The organism is Streptomyces sp. rh34, assembly GCF_002551245.1.
In the GTDB taxonomy this organism is placed as follows: domain Bacteria; phylum Actinomycetota; class Actinomycetes; order Streptomycetales; family Streptomycetaceae; genus Streptomyces.
Map to the genome: position 1 here is coordinate 1 of NZ_NTGZ01000067.1, position 21,173 is coordinate 21,173.

Annotated in this window: 23 protein-coding genes; 12 read left to right on the forward strand and 11 right to left on the reverse strand. The window is 72.0% G+C overall.

The genetic code is table 11. The annotated features are described in order from the left end of the window. Positions 1 to 1,830: TPM domain-containing protein (locus tag CR470_RS15240; RefSeq protein ID WP_097868163.1), on the reverse strand; the 1,830-nt coding region annotated here is incomplete at its 3' end. 389 nt (positions 1,831 to 2,219) lie between these two features. Here CR470_RS15240 and CR470_RS15245 point away from each other — a divergent pair. Further along, positions 2,220 to 3,752 carry a glycosyltransferase gene (locus CR470_RS15245; protein ID WP_097868135.1) on the forward strand — a complete coding sequence of 511 codons (1,533 nt, stop codon included), beginning with the start codon at positions 2,220 to 2,222 and terminating at the stop codon, positions 3,750 to 3,752. Between the two features lie 8 nt (positions 3,753 to 3,760). After that, positions 3,761 to 5,272, forward strand: a complete 1,512-nt coding sequence (locus CR470_RS15250; protein WP_097868164.1) for a DUF6056 family protein — start codon at positions 3,761 to 3,763, stop codon at positions 5,270 to 5,272. Positions 5,273 to 5,279: 7 nt separating this feature from the next. Here the strand turns inward: CR470_RS15250 and CR470_RS15255 are convergent, their stop codons facing one another. Continuing rightward, a complete protein-coding gene (locus CR470_RS15255; protein ID WP_097868136.1) occupies positions 5,280 to 6,104 on the reverse strand; it encodes a tyrosinase family protein in 825 nt (274 codons plus the stop codon). 16 nt (positions 6,105 to 6,120) lie between these two features. Further along, positions 6,121 to 6,543 carry an apotyrosinase chaperone MelC1 gene (gene melC1 / locus CR470_RS15260; protein ID WP_097868137.1) on the reverse strand — a complete coding sequence of 141 codons (423 nt, stop codon included), beginning with the start codon at positions 6,541 to 6,543 and terminating at the stop codon, positions 6,121 to 6,123. A gap of 533 nt (positions 6,544 to 7,076) precedes the next feature. Between melC1 and CR470_RS15265 the strand changes: the two genes are divergently transcribed. Beyond that, entirely contained in the window at positions 7,077 to 7,772 is a 696-nt protein-coding gene (locus tag CR470_RS15265) for a hypothetical protein (protein WP_097868138.1), read from the forward strand. A 115-nt stretch (positions 7,773 to 7,887) separates the two neighbouring features. Here the strand turns inward: CR470_RS15265 and CR470_RS15270 are convergent, their stop codons facing one another. Then, complete coding sequence (locus tag CR470_RS15270; RefSeq protein WP_097868139.1) at positions 7,888 to 8,907, reverse strand: TY-Chap domain-containing protein; 1,020 nt, start codon at positions 8,905 to 8,907, stop codon at positions 7,888 to 7,890. Positions 8,908 to 9,013: 106 nt separating this feature from the next. Here CR470_RS15270 and CR470_RS15275 point away from each other — a divergent pair, with 106 nt between their 5' ends. Next, entirely contained in the window at positions 9,014 to 9,463 is a 450-nt protein-coding gene (locus CR470_RS15275) for a PaaI family thioesterase (protein ID WP_097868140.1), read from the forward strand. A 244-nt stretch (positions 9,464 to 9,707) separates the two neighbouring features. Here CR470_RS15275 and CR470_RS15280 read toward each other — a convergent pair whose 3' ends face one another. Then, a complete protein-coding gene (locus tag CR470_RS15280) occupies positions 9,708 to 10,484 on the reverse strand; it encodes a D-Ala-D-Ala carboxypeptidase family metallohydrolase (RefSeq protein WP_097868141.1) in 777 nt (258 codons plus the stop codon). 132 nt (positions 10,485 to 10,616) lie between these two features. On the opposite strand from CR470_RS15280, the gene CR470_RS15285 reads away from it, so the two are divergent. Both CR470_RS15285 and CR470_RS15290 read left to right on the forward strand, forming a co-directional pair. Continuing rightward, positions 10,617 to 11,147, forward strand: a complete 531-nt coding sequence (locus CR470_RS15285; RefSeq protein WP_097868142.1) for a MepB family protein — start codon at positions 10,617 to 10,619, stop codon at positions 11,145 to 11,147. Between the two features lie 146 nt (positions 11,148 to 11,293). Further along, positions 11,294 to 12,205, forward strand: coding sequence for a MerR family transcriptional regulator (locus CR470_RS15290; RefSeq protein WP_097868143.1), 912 nt, complete (start codon positions 11,294 to 11,296; stop codon positions 12,203 to 12,205). A gap of 95 nt (positions 12,206 to 12,300) precedes the next feature. Here the strand turns inward: CR470_RS15290 and CR470_RS15295 are convergent, their stop codons facing one another. Further along, on the reverse strand, positions 12,301 to 12,678 hold the full coding sequence (locus tag CR470_RS15295; protein WP_097868144.1) for a hypothetical protein: 378 nt from the start codon (positions 12,676 to 12,678) through the stop codon (positions 12,301 to 12,303). Between the two features lie 211 nt (positions 12,679 to 12,889). Here CR470_RS15295 and CR470_RS15300 point away from each other — a divergent pair, with 211 nt between their 5' ends. After that, positions 12,890 to 13,483: a hypothetical protein gene (locus CR470_RS15300; RefSeq protein ID WP_097868145.1), complete on the forward strand. Its 594-nt coding sequence runs from the start codon at positions 12,890 to 12,892 to the stop codon at positions 13,481 to 13,483. Positions 13,484 to 13,618: 135 nt separating this feature from the next. On the opposite strand, the gene CR470_RS15305 is transcribed toward CR470_RS15300, so the two are convergent. From CR470_RS15305 to CR470_RS15315, 3 genes are all read right to left on the reverse strand, one after another. Further along, entirely contained in the window at positions 13,619 to 14,290 is a 672-nt protein-coding gene (locus CR470_RS15305) for a class I SAM-dependent methyltransferase (RefSeq protein WP_097868146.1), read from the reverse strand. 95 nt (positions 14,291 to 14,385) lie between these two features. Beyond that, positions 14,386 to 14,598, reverse strand: coding sequence for a DUF397 domain-containing protein (locus tag CR470_RS15310; protein WP_097868147.1), 213 nt, complete (start codon positions 14,596 to 14,598; stop codon positions 14,386 to 14,388). Continuing rightward, a complete protein-coding gene (locus CR470_RS15315; RefSeq protein ID WP_097868148.1) occupies positions 14,595 to 15,434 on the reverse strand; it encodes a DUF5753 domain-containing protein in 840 nt (279 codons plus the stop codon). Before CR470_RS15315 ends, CR470_RS15310 begins: the two co-directional genes overlap by 4 nt. Before the next feature lie 93 nt (positions 15,435 to 15,527). Here CR470_RS15315 and CR470_RS15320 point away from each other — a divergent pair, with 93 nt between their 5' ends. The 5 genes from CR470_RS15320 (at position 15,528) to CR470_RS15340 (ending at position 18,141) form a co-directional block, all read left to right on the forward strand. Beyond that, complete coding sequence (locus tag CR470_RS15320; protein WP_097868149.1) at positions 15,528 to 15,788, forward strand: hypothetical protein; 261 nt, start codon at positions 15,528 to 15,530, stop codon at positions 15,786 to 15,788. Between the two features lie 40 nt (positions 15,789 to 15,828). Then, on the forward strand, positions 15,829 to 16,260 hold the full coding sequence (locus CR470_RS15325) for a hypothetical protein (protein WP_097868150.1): 432 nt from the start codon (positions 15,829 to 15,831) through the stop codon (positions 16,258 to 16,260). A gap of 2 nt (positions 16,261 to 16,262) precedes the next feature. Next, a complete protein-coding gene (locus CR470_RS15330) occupies positions 16,263 to 16,736 on the forward strand; it encodes a hypothetical protein (protein WP_097868151.1) in 474 nt (157 codons plus the stop codon). 24 nt (positions 16,737 to 16,760) lie between these two features. Continuing rightward, complete coding sequence (locus CR470_RS15335; RefSeq protein ID WP_097868152.1) at positions 16,761 to 17,129, forward strand: hypothetical protein; 369 nt, start codon at positions 16,761 to 16,763, stop codon at positions 17,127 to 17,129. 361 nt (positions 17,130 to 17,490) lie between these two features. Next, the gene (locus tag CR470_RS15340; RefSeq protein WP_097868153.1) at positions 17,491 to 18,141 is read left to right on the forward strand and encodes a GNAT family N-acetyltransferase; all 651 of its coding nucleotides are present in this window, start codon (positions 17,491 to 17,493) and stop codon (positions 18,139 to 18,141) included. 63 nt (positions 18,142 to 18,204) lie between these two features. On the opposite strand, the gene CR470_RS15345 is transcribed toward CR470_RS15340, so the two are convergent. Both CR470_RS15345 and CR470_RS15350 read right to left on the reverse strand, forming a co-directional pair. Continuing rightward, on the reverse strand, positions 18,205 to 19,665 hold the full coding sequence (locus tag CR470_RS15345) for a glucoamylase family protein (protein ID WP_097868154.1): 1,461 nt from the start codon (positions 19,663 to 19,665) through the stop codon (positions 18,205 to 18,207). 286 nt (positions 19,666 to 19,951) lie between these two features. Then, positions 19,952 to 21,172 carry a glycoside hydrolase family 1 protein gene (locus CR470_RS15350; protein ID WP_097868155.1) on the reverse strand — a complete coding sequence of 407 codons (1,221 nt, stop codon included), beginning with the start codon at positions 21,170 to 21,172 and terminating at the stop codon, positions 19,952 to 19,954. Position 21,173: the final 1 nt, after the last annotated feature.

Below are 21,173 nucleotides of genomic sequence, written 5' to 3' on the forward strand. Positions count from 1 at the left end.
AGCATCCTGCTCGGCCAGGCTCATCGCCTGCCCGGCCAGCGCGTCCGCCTGCCGCACCTCGGCCAGCGCCCCCCGCGCGTCCGTGGCCGTCAGCTCCCGGGCCCGTTCCCACCGCCGCTGCGCCTCCGTGAGCCGGGTACGGGCCTGGCTGCCGACCGCACCCCGGTGGGTCGTGATGTAGTCGGCCGCCGCCCCGATCGCGGACCGGGCGGTGAGCATCGCCTGATCGAGGAGGGACCGGGCCTTCGCCTCGCCCCGCTCCTGGTCCCGGGCCCCCGCCAGCGCCTCGTCCAGGGCCGCGTCCGCCTCCTCCACCCGGCGCAGCGCGTCGATCGGGTCGTACGGTCCCGCGGCCGTCGCGGCCCGCACATCGGTGAGCACGGCCTCGGCGCGGGCGATCCGGCCGCGCAGACCGGCGGTCGACGCTCCCTCGGCGGTCCCTTCGAGCAGCCCGCCCGCGTCCGCGAGGTCGGTCTCCGTCTCGGTCACCGCGGCGGGCAGCTTCCGCGCGGCCTCGCCCAGCTCCGCCGCCCGCCGGTCCACCGAGTCCAGCAGCGTGCCCGCCTGGCCCACCGCGCCCTCGGCTCCCCGGATGTACACCGCGGCCCGGGAGTTCTCGCCGCCCTCGACCGCCGTACGGGCCTGCTCCACGGCCGAGGCCGCGAAGGCCAGCCGGTCCTTCGCCTGTTCGACGTCGGCCGCCACGGGCGCGGCGGCGCCCTCCCCGTACCGCTCGCGCAGCCCGGCGACGCCCGACTCGGCCGTCGCGACCCGCCCGGCGAGGTCGCGGCGCCCGGTGTCCACGGTGGCCAGGGCCTCCGGCGCGGTACGTTCCAGGGCCCGCAGCCGGTCGAAGTCCTCGGAGACGGTGTCCAGGCCTTCGTTCGCGGTCGCGCACCGGCGCAGGATCTCCTCCAGCATCCGGCGGCGGGTCGCGTCGTCCTCGGGGAAGGCGTCGTCGAGCTGCTGGCGCAACCGGAACGACCGCGTCAGCTCGTCCTTGGCCCGCGCTACCGCCACGGTGAAGGGCTTCGCCGCCTCCTCGCCGAACTGGGCGGTGGCGAAGCCGAGTTCCTCCTCGCTGGTGCGCACCGCGTCGTCGGTGTCCACCAGCACCTCCTTGGCCTGCCCGTCCAGCTCCGGCAGCGGCGTCGGCGGCTCCGGCGCACCGCCCGCTCCCGCACCCCGGCCCCAGCCGCCGGCCGCCGGGGTGGTGCGGGTGGTCGTGCGCCGTCTGCGCCGGGCGTACGCGTAGGCGCCGACCGCGCCCACGCCCACCACGACGGCCACCGGCAGGACGAAGTCGCGGGCGGTGGAGCCGGAGCCGTCCGTTCCGGGGTCGGCCGGCCCCGGGGTGATGGCGGGGGCGGTCACCGGGCGTCCGGCCAGCACGGAGCCGTAGCCGTCGGCCGCGCCGATGGCGGCCCCCGCCCAGTCGTTCTCCCGCAGCGCGGGTTCGATCGCGGTGCCCGCCACCTCCCGCAGCTGTTCGTCGGTGAGCGGGGACCCGGCGTCGACGGAGTAGGCGTACTGCCGGTCGTGGGTGGCGACGGAGAGCAGCACGTCGTCCTGGCCCAGGCCGTTGCGGTCGGCGGTCTCGTCGCTCCACGTCTGTCCGGACCGGCCGGAGAAATCACGTACGTACACCACGAAGAGCTGGACGCGCTCGTCGTCGTACAACCGGTCGAGCGCGTCCTCCACCTGCCCCGTCCGGTCGCCCAGAGCCCCGACCCGGTCGGTGACCTGTCCCTCCCGGGACAGCTCGACGGGGTCGTCGGCACGGGCGGTCGCGGCGGCGGGGAGCACCAGCCAGCACACGGCGGACAGCAGGGCGAGGAGGCCGGCGAGAGGCCGCCCGGCGAGCAGGCCGCTGCGAGACCCGGCAGGAGACCCGGCGGGAGACCCGGCGGACCGGCCGGGAAGCCGGGCGCTGCCGGGGGCGGTGCTCCGGCTCCGTGGCAGTCGAGGAGAGGTCACCTTTGCGAGGTTATGTGCGCTTTTTTGCGCCCGCGACCCGGCGTTCCGCCGACCCGCGTCGGCTGTTCGCATGAAAGGACGAGGGAATGAGACGCCCCCGCGCGTGTACGGAGAGACGGAGGCCGCCGCCCGTCGTCAGATGGGGCGGACGTGGCGCGATCCGGGGCCCGGTGCCGGAGGCCGACGGTGCCGCGCCGGTGAGGCCCGGCACCCACGGGGGGCCCGAAGTCCGGAGGTGGTGTGTGACTGGCCTTCAGCTGTCGGTCGTCGTGCCGTGTTTCGACGAGGCCGAGGTGATCGAGGCCTTCCACGCCGCCCTGGTCGGCGTCATGGAACCCCTCGGGGACAGCTTCGAGATCTGTTACGTGGACGACGGCAGCCGGGACCGCACCCGCCTGCTGCTGAGCGCCCTCGCCGCGCGCGACCCGCGGGTCCACTACACCGCCTTCAGCCGCAACTTCGGCAAGGAGGCCGCCATGCTCGCCGGCCTCCGCATGTCGCGTGGGGCGGCCGTGGTGATCATGGACGCCGACCTCCAGCACCCGCCCGAGCTGATCCCCCGGATGCTGGAACTGCACCGGCACGGCTACGACCAGGTCATCCCGCGCCGCGACCGCGCGGGCGAGGGCATGCTCCGCAGCACCCTCAGCCACACCTACTACGCGCTCGTCCGCCGCTGCATGGACGTGGAGCTCATCGACGGCTCGGGGGACTTCCGGCTGCTGTCGAGGCGAGCGGTGGAGAGCGTGCTGTCCCTTCCCGAGAGCAACCGCTTCTCCAAGGGGATCTTCTCCTGGATCGGCTTCGACACGGTCACCTTCCGCTACCGCAACAGCGAGCGGGTGGCGGGCCGGTCGAAATGGGGCAGCAAGCGGCTGCTGAACTACGGCATCGACGGACTGCTCTCCTTCAACAACCGGCCGCTCCGCCTCGCGATCTACACCGGCTTCTGGGTCTTCGTCTCGGCTCTGGTCTACGCCCTGTGGACGGTCGTGGGCGTCGTCCTGCACGGCGCGGACACCCCTGGTTACGCCACCCTCCTCACCGCCGTCGTCGCCCTCAGCGGCATCCAGCTGGTGACGCTCGGGGTCATCGGCGAGTACGTGGGCCGCATCTACCACGAGGCGAAGCACCGCCCGCCGTACGTCGTGCGGGAGACCGACGCGACCTGCCGGACACTGCCGGACAGCCCGCCGCCGCGCCCGCGGCTCACCGGAGGCCCGGGCGAACGCGCCGTGCCCCCCGCCCCGGCGACCGCGACCGGCGCCCCGGCCACCACCGCCCCGGCCCCCGCGACCGGCGCCCCCGGCCGGTCCCGTACCGCCCGCCAGTTCGGCAGCTTCGTCCTCATCGGCTGCGTGAACACCGCCGTCTACCTCGGGATCTACGCCTCCCTGAACCGCTGGATCCCGTACCTGACCGCCCACGTCGTCGGCTACGCGGTCAGCATCGTGTGCTCGTTCCTGCTCAACTCCTACGTCACCTGCCGGACGAGGCCGACCTGGCACGGGTTCGTCCGCTATCCCCTCTCCAGCCTGGTCAACCTGGTGGCGTCCGGAGCGCTGCTCTACGGGGCGGTGAGCGGCCTCGGGATGGACAAGAACCTCGCCGCGCTGGCGGCGGGCGTCCTCGTCACCCCGGTCTCGTTCCTGCTGGCCCGGTGGGCGATCACCTCGGGCCGGACCAGGGCCGCCACGGCGGTGCCGCGGTCCGACCCGCCGCCCGGCCGCCCGGCGCCGGAACCGCTGCCCACCCGCTCGTCCCAGGAGGGGTGACGTCCGCGATGTCCGACGACGTTCCCATGACCGCCGCCCCGGAGAGACCGCGGAGGGGCGAGGAGCCGGCGGACCCGTCCGGGCGCCCCTCGGACCGCCCCTGGACCGCCCTCTGGGTGAGTGCCCTGGCGCTCCCGCCCCTCGCCCTGCTCGCCGCCGCGTCCTGGTTCGGGCGGTGGGTGCGGCCCGGCGCGGACGACTGGTGCTTCCTGCCCGCCGTACGGGACAGCGGCGTCATGGGCCTCGTGGGGAAGTTCTACTTCGACGACAACGGGCGGGTCGCCAACGCGCTCCTGGTCGGCGCGTACGCGAAGTTCCAGGTCGCGGGACACCAGTGGTACCCCGTGGTCAGCGGGGTCCTGGTGCTCGCGGTCCTCTGGGCGGTGGCCGTCCTGGCACTGCGCCGGGCCCGGCTGCGTACCCCGCGCGGCCTGCCGCTCCTGCTCGCGGCGCTGACCACCGCGCTCTTCCTGTTCGTCACGCCGAACACGTACAAGACGTTCTACTGGCCCGCCGCGTCCGTCTCGCACACACTGCCGCCGGTGCTGGCCTGCGCAGCGCTGATCCCGTTCCTGCTCGCCCGCTCCCGCCGGGGGCGGGCCCTCGCGCTCGCCGTCGCGGCGCTCATGGGCGCCTTCCTCGCCACGCTGTCCGAGGAGACGGCGATCGTCGTCGTGACAGTGCTCCTGACCGCGCTCCTGCTCTCCGGCCGGGTCGCCCCCGCCCCCGACCGGGGGTTCGTCCGCCGGTGGTGCGCGGCGGGAATCGCGGGGACGGCGGCCGGGGCGGTCGTCCTCATCACCTCACCCGGCTCCACGCGCCGCAGGGAGCGGTTCGGCGCGGAGACCACCTCCCTGCTCGGCCCCGACTCCCTCACCGCGTCGCTGCGCGCGTTCGCCGAGATCACCGTCACCGTGGCCACGACCTGGCAGTACGTCGGCGCGGTCGCGGCAGGCGTCCTGCTGGGGCTGCTGTGCCGACGGGCGGACGGGACACCGCCCCGTCCGCCCGCGCACCGGCCCCTGCTCGCCGCCGCCGGAGTGCTCGCGCTCCTCGCCTCCGGCTACCTCTGCACGGTCATCGCCTATCCGGTGTTCGGCGACCGGGTGAGCGACCCGGGCGCCAACCGGCTGTGGAACGACTACCTCCTGCTGTACGTGATCCTGCTCGTCGGCGCGGGCGCCCTGCTGGGCCTGGCCCTGCGCCGCCACACCCGCCGCACCGCCCCGGCGAAGGCCGTGTGCGCCGCGCTCTGCGTCCTGGTCTGCGTCGGCCCGGCCGTGGCGCTGGCCAACCTGGACACCGCGATGCGGGCCCGGGCCGGGAAGTGGGACGCCCAGGACCGCCGGCTCCGCGAGGGGGCGGAGGCCGGGAGGCGGGTCCTGCCGTACGAGCGCCTGGTGATCAGCAACATGCTGGAGCCGTTCAGCCAGGGCGGGCGTTCGTACTGGCCCGGCGGCTGCGTCGCCGACCTCTACGGGCTCGACCGGGTCACGGACGGGGCCAGGGAAGCCCCGTGACGGGAACTCAGGCGTACGTGTAGAACGGCGTGTGGTCCAGCATGCTCTGCGGGGTGGTGTCGGTCCAGGGCGGCATGACGTCATGCAGATCGATCACATCGGCCGTACCTCCGGCGGGGAGGTACTCGGCGCTGGTCGGGTGGAGCGCGTGCCAGTCCGCCCAGAGCTTGTCGACGAACGCGTGGTGCAGCCAGAACACCGGATCGTTCGGGGAAACGCTCGTCTCCATATGGCCCCAGACCCAGGTGTGCACCCGATTGTGCATGCTCATGTATCCCGCCGTGCCTTCCAGCGTGGAGCGGAAGCCCGCCGAGCCGTCACGGAAGGGCGGAGAATCGTACGTGGGCATGGCGAGGGCCGCGTCGACCTCGGACCGGGGCGGGAGCGTGGGAACGCGATAGGCGAGCCGACGGGCGAGGAAAGCGCGGCTGTCGACCGAGACGTTGATCGTCCAGTTCCCGCCGGAATGCGCGAAGGGCCCGTCCATCACCTGGTCGTCCAGGGTGCGTCCGGTGCCGCCGAGGAAGTCCGGGGCCCAGAGCGAGGAGCCGACGGTGTTGTCGGCGGACCAGTCCCAGTAGGGGATCGAAACCGACGGGTCGACCTTCTGCAGTTCGTTCTCGAAATCGATGAGGAACTTGCGGTGCCAGGGCAGGAACGACGGCCCGAAGTGGCCCACGTACACGCCGCTGTTCATGTCTATCGCGAACCGCGTGCGGTGGGCGAGGACGAATTCGTCGTACACCCCTCTGCGTTTGACTTCCAGTACCGCGTCGACAAAGGCCTTCTTCTCGGGGGCCGTGAGGTTCGCCTGGTTCTTCCGTACGGTCATGGCTGCTGCTCCCGGGTCAGGCGGTGGGGTCGAACGGAACGATGACGGCGCCCTTGAGCGAGATGACCGCCGTGCGAGCGGCCTCCAGCGGGGTCGCGAATCGCTCGTAGTGGTTGATCGTGCTGCTCCAGCCGCTCTTCCCGTGCTGCATCACGGGTAGTTCGCGGCCGTCGATCAACACGCGGTAGCCACCGTGCCCGGCGTGTCCGGCGTGCGTGTGGGCGCCGGCGTGGGCCTCGGCGGGTGTGCCCTGGATGCGGCGGCCCTTGAAGGCCTCGTCGAAGGAACCGGGTGCTCCGGTCCCGCCGGGTGTGCGGTCGTTGCTTCTGGCCTCGGCCGCGACGGTTTCCGTGGACGCGGTGGCCATACCGACGAGCGCTCCGCTCGCGGCGACGCCGATGACGGCTCCGAGGGCCTGACGGCGGGTGGGTCTGGGCATGCCGGATGTACCTCCAGAACATGGCGGAGGCGGCCCCCCGGGTGTTGTCCGGGGCCGCCGTGATCATGTCTACACGGGGGTGACCGTCCGCATAAGTAGGGAGAAAAAGGGTTGGCTCTCATATGGACACGTCTTCGCGGACATAGGGGCGTCAACGGCCTCTTGTGGCGTTCCGCGTCGGCGTCGAGGGGGCCGGGGAGCGCAGGTCTTGCCGCGCGTGTTCCCTCCATGTGAAGAATCTTCGGTGTCGGTCGTGCCGTCGCCCCTCAAAACGATCATCTGGGCATGGCCGGAAGTAGAGGCCGGGTCGGCCGCGGCCGGCCGGACTCGTTCCGTCCGTCGGGTGACGGTTCTGTGCAGGTCGAGCCCCTACCGCGTGATCATGTCCTCAGTCTGTGACAGCGCTGTCCTGGAACGGCACACAGGACTCCTCCGCCCCCCGGGTCCCGCATAGTGATCAACGAACACCCGGGCGGTCGGATCCGCTTCGGCGCCTCGACCACGATCACACTGACGACCACCAAGGGGATCTCATGTTCGGCAACCACCGCAAGGCCTTCCTCGTCTCCGCGGCCCTCGTGGGCAGCACCCTGCTCATGACGGCGTGCCAGGACACGGAGGACGGCGCCGCGTCGAGTCCCTCCGCCACCAACGTCCCCGCCGCGGACGTGTCCGGGGCCGACGCCGCCGGGGCCGACGCCTCGAAGGGCGCCGACAAGGGCGCGGAGCAGGGCACGGAGCAGGGCGCCGACAAGGGATCCGCCGCGAAGGGCGGGGGCAGCGCGGAGGGGTCCGGCGCCGACGCCGGCGACGGCACGAAGGTGCCGGTCCAGCAGACCTGCGGCGCCAACGACATCTCCTGGAGCACCCGGTCCGAGAGCCAGGCCGGCGGCTACATCCTGATCATGGCGAAGGCCAAGCAGGGGATCACCTGCATCCTGCCGGCCGCGCTCCCGACGGTGGCGTTCGGCTCCGACGGCACCGAGGCGGGCCCCGCCGAGCAGTCGGTCGGCGACGCGGTCACGCTGAGCGGCGCCACCACCGCCTTCGCCGGGGTGAACCCGAAGACCACGAACACGGACGGCGGCAAGGAGCTGGACTCCATCATCGTCGGCGTCGGCAACGAGGACCCCGACCCGGTCTCCCTCAAGGTCGGCACCATCACGGTCGACAAGCCGGTCGTCACCAACTGGCACACCGCCGCGGCCGACGCCGTTCCCTCCGCCTGAGAGCCTGAGAGCCTGAGAGAACGGCAGCCGAACCGGGGCCGGCCGCTGAGGCGGTGGCGACCCCCAGCAGCGGCCCGCCCGCGCACGGGTGATCGGGAGACTCCGATCCCCCGTCCTACTCGGCGGGCTGGTGGACGCGGGGGAGCCCCAGGTCCGGCAGGTCGAGGTGGAAGCCGCGCCCGCGACCGGTCATGGTGCCGTCGTAGGAGAGGCAGGCCAGGTCGACGCCCAGCTGCCGCAGTTCCTCGACGAGCATGCGGGCGGCCGTCGCCGCGTGCGCGGAGTCGTCCATGGCGTCGGGGAAGCGGCGTTGCCAGACCGAGGGGGAGGACTCCCAGCCGTTCCGCGCCAGCCGGGCGGGGTCGGCCGCATCCGGATGGTGCAGGTAGCCGGTGGCTTCGATGACAAGACTCAGATCCTGGCTCCAGCACTGGACGAAGCGCTGGGGATCGTCAGCGGATCCCAGGTGCAGGATGAACCTGCCGGGGAAGAACGGGGCGTCGTAGTCGAGGGAGCGCAGGGTTTTGGACAGGCGCTTCTCCACCTCTTCCCACGTGGTGCCGGGCGCATGCGGCGCGGTGGGCGCGACCGGCAGACCGGCCTGCTCGGCGGCGCGCCAGCGGCCGAGGGAGTAGCCCCTTCCGGCGGAGTCGGCGTCCGCGTCGGGAGGAAGGAGTTCGAGGCTCACCTCGCCCTCGTCGTGCGTGTGCACGAGGAGGCAGGCACCGGGGAGCCGCCACAGCATCCATGGGCCCGAGTCGCCTCCCCACATCGTGGGCGGGCCCAGCTCCTCTTCCATCACCCACCAGGCGGCGCGGACGAGGCCGGCGGCGGTGGCTATGTCGTCGGCGGGCAGGTCGACGACGCGTACGTTCAGTTTGCGCACCTGCTCGGGTTCCGAGGCGTCGGCGATCACTGTGCCGTAGCCGCCCCAGGGCCCCTTCCGGGGAGCGAATCTGCGCCAGACCTGGCCCACGACCTCCCTGGGCTCCCGCAGTTCCCAGCCCAGCTCCGAGGTGGCGTGCTCGAACTCCGACAGGCTCCACGAGCCGAAGCGGAGCGGGACGACCTCGCGCACCAGCTTGCGGAAGATGTCGTCGTCGAGCCAGCTGCCCCGGGGGATCATGTTCTCCATCCGGCCGACAGTAGTGGTTCGGTGCCGACGGGGTTCCGAGGGGCCGATGTTGACGGACCGGTGCCCCGAAGGCGACGCTCACCGCACCAAGGATGAGGGGTGGAACATGGAGGCACGTGCCTCGGAACTCGCCTTCGGGCAGAAGGTGTTGGAAGCCCAGCCCTTCAGCGTCCTGCTGGGTGCCCGGCTGACCGCCTTCGGCGACGGAGCGGCCGTCCTGGAGCTGGACGTACGGGACGAGCTGCGCCAGCAGAACGGCTTCGTCCACGGCGGGGTCCTGAGCTACGCGGCCGACAACGCCCTGACCTTCGCGGCGGGCGCGGCCGTCGGCCCGTCCGTCCTGACCGCCGGCTTCACCATCGACTATCTGCGCCCGGCCCGGGGCGAGACGCTGCGCGCGCGGGCGCAGGTGGTCCGCCCCGGCCGCACCCGGGTCGTCTGCCGCTGCGATCTGCTGATGGTGGACGCCGCAGGGGCGGAGACCCTCTGCGCGGTGGCCCAGGGCACGATCGCCGTCGCGGCGGAGAGGCCGCCGGAGCCGACCGCGGCCGGGTGACCCCGGTGGGCGCGCTGCTCCCACCACGGGGCGCCCCGCTCGTCCACGCGTGTGGGCAGATGGTCCGGTTGCTGCTCCGGACGCGGCGGCCGAGCCGTCCGACGGGAGGTGCCTCCTGCCGGCGGCGCCGGCCCGTGCCGGTGGGGACGGGCCGGCAGCCCCGGCAGGAGGCGCGGGCACGAGGACGGGGGCATCCGGTCCGCTGGTGGCCGGGTGCCCCCGAGCCTCATGTGACCGCCGGGCCTCAGATGCCGCAGCTGGGTGCGGACCAGAAGCGGCCGCTGCCCCCGGCGAGGTGGGTGTGGTCATCGTGGCCGGGGTAGCCCGGGCCGAGGATCTCGGTGAACCCGTGGTTGCGTGCTGCCCGGGCGAGGGCGCAGAAGCCCTGGGAGCCCGCGCCCAGGTCCGCCGCGTGCCCGTACATGTGGCGGCTGTTGGCGGCCCCGCCGACCGCGCTGTTGCAGGACACGCTGCGGAAGCCGCCGTTGACGGTGATCGGCCGGTCCCCCATCGCGTGCCGCATGGCCTGGAGCTTCCACATGGTCACCAGGGCGTTGGCGCGTGCCGTGCCGGCGCTGACCTTGCCGCCGGACCAGTCGGAGTTGCAGCGGTTCAGCTCGGCGTAGGTGAAGTTGACCGGGGTGCAGTCGTCGTCCTGCAACGCGTAGATCTTGCTGAACGTCTGGGCGCCGGCGATGCCGTCGGCGGCCAGCCCGTACGCGGCCTGGAAGCGCTGCACGGCCGCCTTCGTGGCCGGGCCGAACGCTCCGTCGATGGCGATCTGGTTCCCGGTGCCCGGGTATCCCGCGACGCGGATCTGGAGCTGGCGTACCGCTTCACCGCTGGAGCCCTCCTGGAGCGTGCCGCTCCAGGTGTAACAGGCGTCGGCCGTACCGACGTTCCCGGCCGGTGCGGAAGCGGGAGCCGGGGGCGGGGTCGCGGAGGCGGCGTTGGTGCCGCCGAACGCGAGGGCCGCGCCCGCGAGGGTCGAGAGGAGGAATCCGATGGGGCGTGATCGCATGGGGGATGCACCTCATTGTCGTCAAGCTGTCCATGGGGGGTTCCGAGCCTCGGGCGCGGGGTCGCTAGTGTCAAGGTCATGTCAACATGCTGCCGAGGGTCCGGCCTCGTGACGGGGTGACAGGATGGGAGTATGACGATAAATCGACCGTGGGCGGGGCTTCACGGTGACCTGCGGGCTGCGAAGTCATCGGTGTACGACCCGGGTGGCTTCGCCTGCTCGCAGCCGGTGCCCGAACCGGAGAGCGCCGACTACGCGGCTCACGGGTTCACGCTCGACGGGCGGGCGGTCGCCTTTCGTGTGGCCAGGACCACCCCGACCAAGGCCGGTCAGTTCGTCACCGTGTGGCAGCGGTCGGCGGAGGGCCCGATCCGACCGTACGACGCCGATGACGGGGTCGACCTCTTCGTCATCGGCAGCCGCGACGACGGCCGCTTCGGGCAGTTCGTCTTCCCGCGGGACGTCCTGTGCGAGCGCGGCATCGTGTCGCGTAACGGCGTGGGCGGGAAGCGGGGCTTCCGCGTCTACCCGCCGGGTGCGACCGCCACCAGCCGGCAGGCGCGCGAGACCCGGGCGTGGCAGGTGGAGCACTTCCTGGACATCGGCGAGGACGGGCACGGGCCCGTCGACCTGGCGCGCGCCCGGGCTCTCTACCACCCGTAACGCGCCAGGGTCCGGAAGGAGAAGGGCCCACCACCCGGCAGGGGCGCGAGGCGTCGTGCGGGGCGTTGCGGTTGCACCTTCCGTAGCGGCATGTGGTCCGGTGGGCTCATGTCCCGGTCCGGTCCCTGGAGAAGAGGTCCCTGCTCATGCATTCGTCCTTCGTGCCGCCCCGCCGGATCAGGATCGGTGACGCGGCGGCCTTCGTGGGCAGCACGCCGCGGGCGATCCGCCACTACCACGAGATCGGCCTGCTCCCGGAGCCCGAGCGGGGCGGCGATGGCCGCCGTCGCTACGGTTACGAGGACATGATCCGCCTGCTGTGGATTCGCAGGACGGCCGACGCGGGGATCGCCCTGGACGATATCCGTGACGCCTTCACCACCGGTACGGCTTCCGCCGGTGCGGACAGCGGAGAAGGCATCGCGGGCATCCTGGAGCGGTTGGAGGACACCCTCGCCGAGCAGGAGGCGGAGTTGCGGCGGCAGCGGGCCGCCGTGCGGCGGATGCGCACCGAAGGCAGCCGGACGGGCCTGCTCTCCGACCTCGTCACCGGCCGCCTCAAGACTCTGCCCGAGGGCTCCCTGCGCCCGGCGGACCTGGACACCCTGCTGGTCACCGAGCGGATTTTCGGCCCGCTCGGCGCGGCGGTCCAGGCCACCCGCTTCATCGCCCTGGCCACGCATCCCACCCTGCGGCAGGAATCCGACCGCATCGATGACGCCGAGGAAGCACTCGACGACAGCGTCGCCGTCGATGATCCGCGGGTGGCTCACGTGGCCGCCGAGCGACACGCCTTCGAGAGCGCGCTGCACGCCTTCATCGAGGAGTCCGGTCTGAGCGAGGAGGACGAGGCCCTCTGCGACGCCTGGGAAGCCGCGCACCCCGAAACCGCCGACGGTGGCGAGGACGAGGCCGAACCCGGCTCCGGAGGGCGGGAGGACGGCTCCATGAGCGCGCTGAACGCCATCGGCAAGATGCCCTACGACTTCTCCCCGGCCCGCCTGCGCTGTATGGAACTGGCCGTAGAGCTCTCCGCGCACGACGCCCCCGGTACCTAGCGCTGTGACCGAGTAGGTTCGCCGGTGCAGCACGAGTCCGGTGCGCTACCGGCGGGCGATGATGCTGCTCGCTTCGGCGGCGACAGAAGGGCGGATCAGGAGGCGGACGGCTCGATCTCCCCCGCAAAGACGATGACCTGGTCGATGAGGCTCCGCCGCAGATGGACGACGTCCGTTCCCGCCAGGCGGGGGCCTCCATCCGGCGTGGTGAAGACCCACTGGTACCGGGCCCACTCGTCAGGCATGTCCACCCCTGAGCAGCGCACCATCGTGCCGGTCCCCGCCGGGTGGCGCCGGATGTCCAGCACGAACTGCTCGACCGCCGCGATTCCTTCGCTGCGACCCAACGGCCCCCAGAAGACCACGTCTGAGGTCAGGGCCTGGGAGAGCAGGGCAGTCACATAGCTGTCGTCCGAGGCGTTGAACGCGGAGATGAACGTGTCGATCGCGGAGCGTGCCGTCTCTTCCTGCATGCCCCAGTAATACCAGCCGCCGTTGCGCGTGCGCTCGTCCCGCGAGCCGCCTGCCGATGTTCGGTCTGCCCCGTCACGGGGTCCGCGAGGTCGTGCCCGATGGAGAGCGCCGCCCGCACCGGGCCGACGGTCGCCGGAGTGGTGATCTGATCGACGGAAGTCACCGGGCACCTCCTGCCGTCGCCAGGAGACCGTGGTCCAGAATCAGGGCATGGACGTCCCCGAGCTGCTGGAAGCCGCATCCCTGCTGGTTCCTGAGAGGATCGCCACGGAGAACGACATCACGGTGAACGACGTCTGGGAGTACCTCGCTCACGACGCGTGGGAAGTAGCCTTCGATCTGCTGGAAGAACTCGGCGACGTCCACCAGCTTTCGCTCAGCTTCTGGGAAACCCTGGCCACCGCAGCCGAACAGATGCGACTGGAGAAGAGCGCGGCCTGGTGTCACTGGCGCGGCTACGAGACCCGCCACGGGATCATCCGAGCCGATCTCACCCTCCGCCCGGCCGCTGAGGCACGACGACAGACGCCCATCTCCGGCGCCGGCGTCCTGCGACCGATGTGGAACATCGGCCACCGAACCGCGACCGGCGAACCGGCTCTCAACATCGCCCGGCTCTGGGTGGAGTTCACGCCCTTCCTGGAGCCCGGGGGACACGCCGCGGTACGACTCGCGCCCCTGGCCCCCTCGCAGTGGCAGCACCTTCAGCCCGGCCAGGTGATCACCATGCACGAGGACCAATCGGTGGCAGGCACGGCAGTCGTCCTGGAGATCCAGCGTCCCCCGGCCACGGTCACCACATAAGAACGAGCGCAGTCGACTCGTGCCGTTGGTGCGGAGAACGTCCAGCTCCCTCCACGCGCTGTCCGGCCCGTTCACCTCTCGGGTGACGTTGCCTTCGCCACCTCTCGGCGCGGAAGGCGAGGGGCCCGGGGTGGCTCAATCCGTAGGAGGCGGGCACTTATTCCAGACCAGGGTGTACCGCCAGAACAGCCGTCGGCGCAGCCGAACGCCGGGCAGCACGCGGCGGGCGTCGCGAACGATGTCCGGAAAGGCCGTGGTCGCCGGCCGGGTCGGTGCGGTCATGGCGACGGGGCGCGGCGCTCTGCGGCCGTGGTTCTTGATCCAGGCCATGGCGATGTTCGACGGAACGGCGACGGCGTCGATCAGGTGGTCGCTCAGGGACTGTGGGCGGTAGAGGCCGATGACGATCAGGGTTCCCCCGGGCGCCAGGTGCCGGCGGAAGTGCGTGAGCGCGTCGGTCAGCGGCAGGTGGTGGAGGGTGGCGACACAGGTGATGACGTCGTAGGGCCCGGCCGGTACGTCCTTCAGCGCGTCTCCGACGGAGAAGGCAACCGGGACCCCAGGAGCTGTGCGTTCGCGCGCGCGATCGACGATGGCGGGGTCGGCGTCGATGCCGTGCACTGATTCGGCCCGGGAGGCCAGCAGTCTGGCGAGGTCACCACTGCCTGACCCGACGTCCAGGGAACTGGCGAAGCGACTGGGGAGCCGGCGCAGGATCCACCGGTGGTAGTGGGCGTTGTGATCCCACGGGTGGGTGGTGTGGAACTGGTCGAGTGCGCGCAGGAGGCGGGGGAGTACGGCCGTCATGAGGTGAGTCCATCAGAGCCGCCGTCGCCCGTGGCGGGAGCGCCGTCAACCGCTCGGCCGGGGGTTGTCCGGGCCGAGCGGTTGACGGCATGCGGTCAGGCGGTGTCGAATTCCCCGGCTTTGATGCCTGCCACGAAGGCACTGAACGCGGCGGCGGGGACGCCGAGGGCGGGGCCGTTCGGGTTCTTCGAGTCGCGTACGGGGACGGTGCCGGTGGTGGACGCGGTACGCGGGGCCCACTCGACGCACGATCCGCTGTTGCTGTAAGAGGACTTGACCCACTGCTGGGTCGTGGATTCGGTCGTCACGGGGTGCCCTTTCGATGCTGGTGGATCATGTCCACGGTATCTGTCTGCGACAGAGACACAGCCTGCAACTGATGGTAGGCCCTCACCATCGGGATGACGGAGCTGAGTTCGCGGTCCAGATGCCCCTGCGTCTCGGACTCGACGTAGGAGACCACGGACCGGTCCTGGAGCGTCAGCAGATTCACCAGCCGATCGAAGGGTCGCTGCTCGCCGACGCTGAACGGGGCGATCTGCAGCATGGTGTGGGACTGTGCGGCGAAGTCGACCAGGTACTGCCACTGCGCGTCCATCACGGCAGGGCTGCCGATCGGCCGGCGGATGCAGCTCTCGTCCAGCACCGCGATGAGCATCGGCGGCACGGTGCGTAACAGGGCGCCCTGGCGTTCCATGAGCAACGAGACGCGCTGATCGGCCTGTTCGGGGGTGATGACGCCTCGGTCGACCGCCCCGCGCGCCAGCGCCTCCGCGTACTCCCGGGTCTGGAGCAGCCCCGGAATGACGCCCACCTCGAACAGTCGGATCTCCGCCGCCCGGCCCTCCAGCGCCACGTACTCCGGGAAGCCCTGCAACAGCACCCCGTGCTTGATCTTGCGCCACTCGCGCTCGAACGAATCAGCGGTGCCCGTATAGCTCATCGCCACGTCAACGGCGATCGAGAACTTGCGAGTTGGGGACTTGTGGCACAATTCCACGCCCGAAACATGTCGTCCCGTGTAGCCGATGCGCGCGCCGAGGTCGTCCTGTTTCCAGCCCCGTGCTTCGCGCTCCCTACGCAGACGTGCTCCGTAGGCCGCCTCCGGGCCCCCGTCAGGGTTGACTTCCTTGCGGTTGACCAACGTATCCCCCAGGTTCGAAACGTTGAAGACGTCTCCACGCTAGGCCACGCTGAGTCGCCCCGGTAGTCATTCGGCTACAGAGAGGAGCGATCGGTGTACGGCGAGAACGTCAGCTCGAATACGGAGCCGCCCCCACAGGTCCCGGCCCCCGGGACCCTTCTCGCGGACACCAGTCGCGGTGACCGTGTGGGGGAGTTCCAGGGCGTCGCCGGTCCGTACTGGTCCCTCCGGCCGGTCGCCGGTGGGCGCGAGTGGGAAGTCGAACCACGCTACGTACGGCCCGCGTTGCTCATGGAGCAGCTGCACGCCCGTACCGCGCGGCTCAACGCCCGCAGCCGGGGAGAAGTGCTGTGAGGGCGGCTTCCACGGCTCGCGGCGGCCGGGAGCGTGCCGCGTGAGGAATCTGGACTACGTCGCGGCCGTCACGGTGACGGCCGGTGGCCGGGCTCTCCCGCTCGGCGGGGTCGCCCTGCCGAGCCGCCGGCTCGTACTGCGCTGGCTCCGGCGGCAAGCCCTGCGACTGGCGGACGGACACGGGCGGGATCCGGCCCAGGCCGCCCCGTGGCTCGGTGCGGGAGACGTCCGGCCGGTCACCTTCCACGGTTCCGACGCCCCCGAGGCACTCCGGGCATGGGCGGGCGACCACGGCAGCCAGGAACACGCCATGAGCGCGCTGGAATCCGGACTGCCTGCCCTGCTCACCGTGGTCGACCCCTTCGTGGGGCTGCGCGTCACCCTCGGCGGCTGGCCCGTGGATCTGTGCGGGTGGGCAGCGGCAGCAGCCTCGGCGCACCACCCGGATCCGCCCCGTACGGAAGAGGCCTGACCGTGCTGCAATGCACCGCCGTGTCCCAAGTCCCGTACGCCGAAGCGCTGCTGGCGCTGGCCACGATGGAAGGCGGGCCCGAGCACCCATCCGACGTCGTGGAGCCGGAGGACTTCGTCCTGTGCGAGCTGGCCGGCCACGACGAGACGGCCGAGCACGCCGCGCACCTGTGGACGGCGGAGGCGCCGGACGACCGGGACCTGTGGTTCCGCTGGTCGGGGACCGGCGCCCACCGCGTCCACCGGCTCGACACGCTGCGGCCGTGCCCCGCCGTGCTCCGCGAGCTCGCGACCCGCACGGTCACCACCTGCGTGTACTTCGACCACCACCCCGGGCCGCACTCCTTCTCCGTGACCGACCCGCTCGGCGACCTCATCGCCGAACACGTCCACAGCGAGGCCCGGCGACTCGTCTCCGAGGACGACGCTCCCGGCGCGCCCGATGCCCCCGACGTACCCGACACCGACGCGCCATGACGGCGACCGGAGGTTTCCCACCCCATGAACCAGTGCACCGCCGTAACTCTGCTACCGCCGCCGGAGTTCCTGATCCGGCTCGCCGGTGCCGGTGGCAGCCGCCCGGAGGCCGGGTACCTCCTCTGTGAGCTGGCTGAGGACCACGAAGGCGATCACACGATGGTGTTGTGGGAGGACGACGCCAACCACACCGCTGTCTGGGCCCGCTGGAGGGGCGAGCGGGCGACCCTTGCGGAGCTGCCCTGGTGCGGCGCGATCGCCCCCCGGGGCGGGGACGCGTGCGGGCTGTTCGCCGGCCACCCCTCCGCCCACGACTGGTCCATCGTCGATCCGACGCTCGCGGCGGTGGACGCGGTCCTCGCGGGGGAGCGACCAGGGGAGCCCGCAGAGTGAAAGCCGTCGCCGCTCGCGAAGGACAATTAAGGGCCCGCCCTGCCTGTCCTGCCCCGGCGGGGCCGTCAGAGGCCGCGTCCCCGCGGCGCTTGAGGTGGTGGTGAGGCCCGGGCCGGCGTCGATGTCCACCGCACCGATCTTGACCACATCGGGCCACGGTGTGGCTGGACACTCCGGACAACCCGGTGCCTGGACTGGACTGGACTGAAGTGACCTGAACGGGGCCGCCCCCGGTCCGCCCGGCAGGCGGCCCGGGGGCGCGAATTTCGCGCGACACGATGTCTCGGCTCTGCGACGCTGTCGCCCGCGGCCTTCCGGCCTGGACAGGCGCGACTTGAGGCGACACACGGACGGGCGGTCGATGGGTTTCACGCTGGAGGGACCGGTTCTGGAGGGCACGCTCGTGCGCCTGGAGCCGCTGGGGCAGCGGCACGCGGCGGACCTGGCCGAGGCGGCCGAGGAGGACCGGAGTTCGTACCGGTTCACCTGGGTGCCCACGACCGCGGAGGTCCAGGAGTACATCGATATCCAGCTCGGCCGTGCGGCTGCCGGAAGGATGGCCCCGTACGCGCAGGTGGACCCGGCGTCGGGAAGGGCTGTGGGTGCTACGGCGTACTGGGATCCTCGGTTGTGGCCGGACCGCGACGGTCTGTGCGCGATCGAAGTCGGATTCACCTGGCTCGCCGCGTCCGCTCAGGGCACCGGGGCGAACATCGAGGCCAAGTACCTGATGTTCCGGCACGCGTTCGAGGAGTGGGGCGTGGCACGGGTCGACCTGAAGACGGACGCGCGCAACGGCCGCTCCCGGGCCGCGATCGAAGCGACGGGCGCGCGGTTCGAGGGCGTGCTGCGGAACTGGTCCCGGTCCTGGGCTCCGGGCGAGGACGGCCGGCTGCGGGACTCCGCGATCTTCTCGATCACCGCGGAGGAGTGGCCGGACCGCCGGGTGCGGCTCGAACAGCGCATCGCTCGTCGCCCCGCACGCGGCCGGCCGGCCTCCGTGACGCGGTAGCGCGCTGTCGTTCGGCACCGTCACCCGGCATGCCCTCCGCGCGAAGAACGGGCCGGCCGGGGCTCAGATCGAGAACCTCTCCCGCTCCAGCAGCGGCCGCACCCGGCTCCGGAAGCCGCCAGTCCGGAACGGGCGTTGCAGCAGCCCCGGGCGCAGTTCCTGGGCGAGGGCTGCGACGATCATTCCCTGGTCCAGGGCGAGCATGAAGTCGCTGACCCGGCCCGTGGACACGTTCACCGAGTCGCGGAAGCCGAGCCCGTCCTCGTACGCGCCGAAGTCCCGGTCCAGCGCCCGCAGGTTGGCCACCGCCTCCCGGCCGGCGTACGGCAGGGCCAGGAAGGAGGCGTGCGGGGTGACCACGCCGTTGGTGAACGCCGAGGGCGGCGGGAGGGGTTCGCCGTCCGTGGTGTGCGTGCGGTCGGTGTTGGAGGCGTAGCCGTCGACCGCCATGCCGAGGGCGTCGACCCCGTACTCCTGGTAGCCGTCCTCGGGGACGTTGGAGGGGGAGAAGCCCCAGTAGCCGTACTCCGCCTCCCGCAGACCGTGGTCGATCTGGCCGCGTACGTAGCGGTGGTGGGTCACGCCCCACGCGCGCGGCGACCACTGCTGCTCCGGCACGAACAGCGGCACCATCAGCGCTTCGAACATCGAGCCGCCCCAGGTGGGGACGACCTTGCGGCCGCGGTGGGTGTAGTGCCCGTTCCAGACGCGTACGCCGTCGACCGTGACGTAGCCGCCGCCGGGCTTCTGCTCCTGCTCGTGCTCCGGCAGCATCGTCCGCAGCAGGTGCCAGTAGTGGTCGCCGGGGAGGGAGCCGTCCGCGATGCCGAGGTAACTGGCCATGCGCGGCTCGGTGTTGAGCGCCCCGTAGTGGTGCGGGGTCGGCTCGTCCGTGTCGGTCCAGACGCCGCCGCGCAGCTGGCCGGGGCCCGCGACCGGGTCGGCGGGGTCGTAGGGGGTGTAGAAGTAGGACCAGTCCGCCGTGGCCAGGATGCGGTGGATGCGGGGGCGCAGCGAGGGCGCGGCGTCGGCGGCTGTCCGCAGGCCCGTCACCAGCCAGGCGTTGTCGACGGAGGACAGGAACGGGCGGACCGGATCGCCGGTGCCCGGCCACTGGGTGAGCACCGAACCGTCGTGCGCGTCGTACCAGTTGAGCCAGAAGCCGTGGTGGCGCTCCAGCTTCTCGACGGCTGCGACCGTCCGGGTCAGGGCCCGGAGCATCGCGTCCTCGCCGATCACGCCCAGGCCCGCGGCGGCGACCGTCGACCACAGGCCGCAGCCGATGTTGGTCGGCGAGGTCTGGGCGGACTGGGCGGGGGCGCCGGGGCCGCTGAGGTCAATCTTGTCGGTGACGAGACCGAAGTCGGTCGTCATCGCCTCGATCGAGCGGTACGTGTCGCGGAACCAGGTCGTGAGCAGGCGTGGGTCGGCGGGGGCGGCGACAGCCGCCGGGGCGGTTACGGCTCCGAGCGACAGGGCGGCGGCCCCGGTCCCTGCGGCGGTGAGAAACGTGCGACGGTCCATCGTTCCGGCTCCTGGTGGCAGAAGGGGGAGGGGGAGGGCGAGTCGTGGTGTTCGGCCGTGCGGGGGTCGTGCCAGGTCGTGCGGGGGACGCGGGGGTGTGCGGGCGTCCGAGGCCGTGCGGGCGCGTATGCGGTCGCGCCCGGGTGTGCGGGGTCGTGCGGGGGCCCGGAGGGGGGCTTGGTGCCGGGCGGACGGGGGCCGGCGGTCGTCAGGATCCGCCGGCCCCGGCCCACCCGAGGGAGCCGTCAGGTGGCTCCCCGTACGGAGGGGCAGCCCGGGGGATGAATCAGACTGCCGTGCGCGGGAGTTCGCGGGTGCGGCCGAGCGAGCCCAGCCACCTCGCCGAGTCGCGCGGGGTCCGCTCGAAGGTCTCCCAGTCGATGGCGATCAGGCCGAACGTGGCCTTGTACGTGCCCCACTCGTAGTTGTCCAGGGCGCTCCACGCCAGGTAGCCCCGGATGTCGATGCCGTCGGCCAGCGCGGACGCGACCTCGTCCAGCGCGCCCGCGTAGTAGTCGACGCGGCGGCTGTCGTCGTCGGTGGCGATGCCGTTCTCCGTGACGATCAGCGGGACGTCGCCCACCACCTCGGCCGTGTGGCGCAGCGCCTCGCCGACCGCGCTCGGGTAGTACTCCCACGTCGTCAGCGTCCGCTCGACGTCGTCGGCCGTCGGGATCGGTCCGTCGGGGCCGATCCGCGTACGGGTGTAGGACTGCACGCCGATCCAGTCGTCGCCGCGCGCCGCCTCGATGAAGACGTCCTCGCGCGGGTGGCGGTAGGCGGCGGTGACGTCCTCCGCGCCGGGGAGGGCCTGGTAGACCTGGTTGGCGATCGTCCAGCCGACCTGGATGCCCGCGTCCAGGGCCCGGACCTCCTTGACGGCCGCGTGGTGGGCGGCGATGACGGCCTCGGTCGTCTCGTCGTCGGGCGTGGGCAGACCGGCGGGCGGGAAGCTGTTGTCGCCGCGCTTGGCCTGGCCCGCCATGACGGCGACCATGTTCGGCTCGTTGATCGTGCAGACGTGGCTGACGCCCTCGGAGATGACGGGCGCGCACGCCGCGACGTACCGGGCGAACAGCTCCACCGCGCCCTCGGCCGTCCAGCCGCCGCGTGCCTCGAACCACTGCGGGACGGTGAAGTGGTGCAGGGTCACCATCGGGCGCAGGCCGCGCTCGATCGCGCCCTCCACCATCCGCCGGTAGTGGGCCAGTTCGGCGCGGGAGAAGCGGCCTTCGACCGGCTCGACGCGGGCCCATTCGAGGGAGAAGCGATAGTCGGTGAAGCCGAGAGAGGCCAGCAGGTCCATGTCCTCGGGCCAGCGGTGGTAGCTGTCGCAGGCGTCCAGGCTCGGCTCCTGGATGTGGGTGCCCGCGGTGTGCTCCTTGACCCACCAGTCGCTGTTGGTGTTGTTGCCCTCGATCTGGAAGGCGGCCGTGGAGGCGCCCCAGAGGAAGCCCTCGGGGAACGGTACGGGGGTCTTCTGGTTCGGAGCGGGGGTGTGTGTCATC

What these genes read in the sequence shown, in the direction of transcription:
- CR470_RS15290 (WP_097868143.1), top strand. Translation starts at nt 11,294, where the DNA reads ATGCATTCGTCCTTCGTGCCGCCCCGCCGGATCAGGATCGGTGACGCG.
- CR470_RS15340 (WP_097868153.1), top strand. Translation starts at nt 17,491, where the DNA reads ATGGGTTTCACGCTGGAGGGACCGGTTCTGGAGGGCACGCTCGTGCGC.
- CR470_RS15275 (WP_097868140.1), top strand. Translation starts at nt 9,014, where the DNA reads ATGGAGGCACGTGCCTCGGAACTCGCCTTCGGGCAGAAGGTGTTGGAA.
- CR470_RS15270 (WP_097868139.1), bottom strand. Translation starts at nt 8,907, where the DNA reads ATGGAGAACATGATCCCCCGGGGCAGCTGGCTCGACGACGACATCTTC.
- CR470_RS15305 (WP_097868146.1), bottom strand. Translation starts at nt 14,290, where the DNA reads ATGACGGCCGTACTCCCCCGCCTCCTGCGCGCACTCGACCAGTTCCAC.
- CR470_RS15250 (WP_097868164.1), top strand. Translation starts at nt 3,761, where the DNA reads ATGTCCGACGACGTTCCCATGACCGCCGCCCCGGAGAGACCGCGGAGG.
- CR470_RS15335 (WP_097868152.1), top strand. Translation starts at nt 16,761, where the DNA reads ATGAACCAGTGCACCGCCGTAACTCTGCTACCGCCGCCGGAGTTCCTG.
- melC1 (WP_097868137.1), bottom strand. Translation starts at nt 6,543, where the DNA reads ATGCCCAGACCCACCCGCCGTCAGGCCCTCGGAGCCGTCATCGGCGTC.
- CR470_RS15280 (WP_097868141.1), bottom strand. Translation starts at nt 10,484, where the DNA reads ATGCGATCACGCCCCATCGGATTCCTCCTCTCGACCCTCGCGGGCGCG.
- CR470_RS15265 (WP_097868138.1), top strand. Translation starts at nt 7,077, where the DNA reads ATGTTCGGCAACCACCGCAAGGCCTTCCTCGTCTCCGCGGCCCTCGTG.
- CR470_RS15285 (WP_097868142.1), top strand. Translation starts at nt 10,617, where the DNA reads ATGACGATAAATCGACCGTGGGCGGGGCTTCACGGTGACCTGCGGGCT.
- CR470_RS15295 (WP_097868144.1), bottom strand. Translation starts at nt 12,678, where the DNA reads ATGCAGGAAGAGACGGCACGCTCCGCGATCGACACGTTCATCTCCGCG.
- CR470_RS15255 (WP_097868136.1), bottom strand. Translation starts at nt 6,104, where the DNA reads ATGACCGTACGGAAGAACCAGGCGAACCTCACGGCCCCCGAGAAGAAG.
- CR470_RS15345 (WP_097868154.1), bottom strand. Translation starts at nt 19,665, where the DNA reads ATGGACCGTCGCACGTTTCTCACCGCCGCAGGGACCGGGGCCGCCGCC.
- CR470_RS15350 (WP_097868155.1), bottom strand. Translation starts at nt 21,172, where the DNA reads ATGACACACACCCCCGCTCCGAACCAGAAGACCCCCGTACCGTTCCCC.
- CR470_RS15300 (WP_097868145.1), top strand. Translation starts at nt 12,890, where the DNA reads ATGGACGTCCCCGAGCTGCTGGAAGCCGCATCCCTGCTGGTTCCTGAG.